The sequence below is a fragment of the Mesorhizobium temperatum genome (genome assembly GCF_002284575.1).
GTDB lineage: Bacteria > Pseudomonadota > Alphaproteobacteria > Rhizobiales > Rhizobiaceae > Mesorhizobium > Mesorhizobium temperatum.
Map to the genome: position 1 here is coordinate 1 of NZ_NPKJ01000052.1, position 2,994 is coordinate 2,994.

General features: G+C 59.4%; 3 protein-coding genes and 2 pseudogenes. 2 read left to right on the forward strand and 3 right to left on the reverse strand.

The genetic code is table 11. The annotated features are described in order from the left end of the window. A pseudogene (locus CIT26_RS17875) lies at positions 1–447 on the reverse strand (SLC13 family permease); the annotation flags it as partial. 237 nt (positions 448–684) lie between these two features. Continuing rightward, the gene (locus tag CIT26_RS37105; protein ID WP_206072781.1) at positions 685–1,281 is read right to left on the reverse strand and encodes a hypothetical protein; all 597 of its coding nucleotides are present in this window, start codon (positions 1,279–1,281) and stop codon (positions 685–687) included. A gap of 223 nt (positions 1,282–1,504) precedes the next feature. Here CIT26_RS37105 and CIT26_RS17885 point away from each other — a divergent pair. After that, positions 1,505–1,732: pseudogene (locus CIT26_RS17885) on the forward strand (transposase); the annotation flags it as partial. A 128-nt stretch (positions 1,733–1,860) separates the two neighbouring features. Next, positions 1,861–2,376 (forward strand): transglutaminase-like cysteine peptidase, encoded by a 516-nt coding sequence (locus CIT26_RS17890; protein ID WP_425350356.1) that lies wholly within the window; start codon positions 1,861–1,863, stop codon positions 2,374–2,376. A gap of 35 nt (positions 2,377–2,411) precedes the next feature. Here CIT26_RS17890 and CIT26_RS17895 read toward each other — a convergent pair whose 3' ends face one another. Then, positions 2,412–2,645, reverse strand: a complete 234-nt coding sequence (locus CIT26_RS17895) for a DUF4011 domain-containing protein (protein ID WP_095493811.1) — start codon at positions 2,643–2,645, stop codon at positions 2,412–2,414. Positions 2,646–2,994: the final 349 nt, after the last annotated feature.

Here is a 2,994-nt window from a genome sequence, read left to right on the forward strand (position 1 = left end):
GCGTACTCGGCGACGATCAGATTGGCGACTGAACCGAGCAGCGTGAAATTGCCGGCCAGCGTCGAGCTCATGGCGACGACCCAGCCAGGCGCGCTCGGGGTCTTCCAGGCCTGGTATGAACGGCCGCAGCGCCAGCACGGCCGGAACGTTGCTCATGATGTTGGACAGCACTGCGGTGAAGCCGGACAGCCGCCAGACGTCGTCCAGCCCGAGGTTTTTTGCCGAGGCGACGATGTCGGGGCTGAGCAGCGTCTTCTCGGCGCCGGCGACGACGATGAACAGGCCGGCGAACATAAACAACAGCGGCCCGTCGATCTCGCGGTAGATGCGCGCCGGCTTGATGGCGCGGGTCACGAGAAGAATGGCGCCGCCGATCAGTGCGGCCTTGGCGACCGGAACGCCGGCGAAGAAGGCGATCGCCAGCCCGATGCAGACCACCACCGCCTTTTATTTGGCGGCACGTCGCGCGGATCTACATGGAAGCGGATTGCTTTCGTCATGCGCCCTCCCGGCACAGCCGGCGTATCTCTTTGATGTTCTCGAGCGTGGTGTAATAGCGGTTGCCAATCGTCTCGACGGCAAGCTGGCCTCGCTTCACTGCACGCCGCAAGCCGCCGTTCGCCCCATGCTGCCGTCCGGGAACGCAATCCCGGGCCGGAGCGTTTCCGCTATTCCCGGAGCACCTCAGTTGTGGCCCGGCGCGTCTCCCCTTCTCCCTTGCCCCCCGGCGTTGCCGTTCGCGTCGCCTTTGCCGAAGCTTCCGGTTGGACCAAAATCACTGGGTGAGTGAGGGCCTGGGCCCTCGCCGGCGGCTCCGACGCTCTTTTCGTTGCCGGGATTTCCAGCGGCGTCGTCGGACGAACCGTCATCGGTGCCGCCATCGTCGGTGCCGCCGTCGTCGGCGCCGCCATCGTCGGTGCCGCCATCGTCGGTGCCGCCGTCGTCGGTGCCGCCATCGTCGGTGCCGCCGTCGTCAGTGCCGCCATCGTCGGTGCCGCCGTCGTCGGTGCCGCCGTCGTCGGTGCCGCCATCGTCGGTGCCGCCATCGTCGGTGCCGCCATCGTCAGTGCCGCCGTCGCCGGTGCCCCCGTCGTCGGTGCCGGCATCGTCAGTGCCGACCTGGCCGGTCGTAATGGGCGGGCACTGGTCTAGCTCCGCCCTGGTAAGCAGTTCGTCCCGGTTTAGAGCCACGCAGCATATTGCGTAGTTCTGCTCAGTCAGCGGGACGCACTGTTCGGCGGTAAGTACGGGCCTGATGCTGCTCTGGGCAGAAGCAGGCATGGTCGGCATCGAACACACAAGCGCCATAGAGGTAAGCATTGTGCTGCGAGTAAGTATTTGTTTCGCGGTTTGCATCGGAACTCTCCGAAATTATTAACAGATGCTATGTAACGTAGCATCCAAATCATACGTTCCCCTAATAGGTGTAGATTACATCTAAAGATATATCCAATTTCTTTTTGACTAATCCAAATTAATTATGGACTATAAATAAAGATGACTATTGAATTTTTTATTCTTTCACCTAGCGCCGCATTTCCCGCGGTCTCACGGCGTTCCGCGCGTCGACGACCGGAAGGTTGTGAGCGGCATCGTCTATGTGATCCGCAACGGTTTGCAGTGGAAGGACGCGCCTGCCGGCTACGGCCCGCACAAGACGCTCTACAGCCGCTTCATCCGCTGGAGCCGGCTCGGCGTGTTCGACCGCATTTTCGCTGCCCTGGCCGGCGATAGGGAATGCCCACGAATGGGGTTCCCGATGAAAATTTCAACAACCGCTCTTCTCGCATGCGTACTGGCAAGCACCGGCTGTAGCACGACCAGTGGTTCGATTTCTGCCATGTCAACCGGGGGAAGACCGTGCTCAGCACCGGAACGCAGATGCAGATGATTGGCCATGCATTTGCACCCCCGGCCTTCCATGACTTCTGCGCTCGTGAAAAGAGGCTCTGTAGCACGAGCGGTAGTCAGAAGCTGGTCGAGTTGACGAATTCGCGCAGTGCCGAGCTTGCTAGCGTAAACAGTTCGGTTAACCGGCGCATAACCGAAAGTTCCGATATGGCCACAAACGGGACAGACGATGACTGGAGGGTGCCAAGCAGGTATGGCGACTGCGAAGACTTTGCCATTCTGAAAAAGGCGGAGTTGATGAAGATGGGTTGGCCTGCATCGGCGCTCCTTTTGACGGTCGCCCGAAGCGGTTGGGACGGTCATACGGTGCTCACCGTGAGGACCTCGAAGGGTGACCTTATCCTCGACAACAGAAGTTCATCGGTTAAGGACTGGTCTCGTACTCCCTACCGTTACTTCGCCCGCCAGGCGCTTGGGGTTGGCAAACCCTGGGAGCTGATAGGATCGGCAGAGCCAGTCATCTAGCTCTACCGCAATGATCTAAGGCGATCGCGACGGACTCAACCGGCGCTTTCGTGATCGAAGCGCATGCGCTTACTGTCAGTGACAAGAATACGGAAGACATCGTCCGAACGCTCGTCAATGATATCGATGCTCTTGCCGCGTTTGGCGAAGCGGGCCGTGTGTATCAGCCGGTTGCGGGTACCGGTCTGGATCAACCTATCACGAGCCTGCTTCAAGTACTTTGTAAGCCTGTGATTCACGGGGCTGACTGGTTCGACAATGTCGTCCATTTTATCTCCCCCTTGTCACCTCGGCTTGAAATAGCTGTCTTTATCCAACGCTTTCATTCCGCGATAAATTTCCCCGGTTTTGTTGGTCTTTCTTAGTTACCCAACATTTTAAGCAGCCTAGTCGTAACCTTAGCTTTGGTCTATGTGCTTGGCGCAAGTTGTTGCCACCCTGCAAAACATTACGACAGTGGTTCACTGGTTGGTCGCAAAATGCTTCTCACTGAGTTTGGAGGCCCACTCCGGGTTTGCCGCCCCACCGCCCGTCTAGAACCCGAGCGCCAGCCATGCCGTCCCGGCAAGCAGCGTGACCAGCGTCAGCGGCAGGCCGACCTTGAAGAAGGCGGCGAAC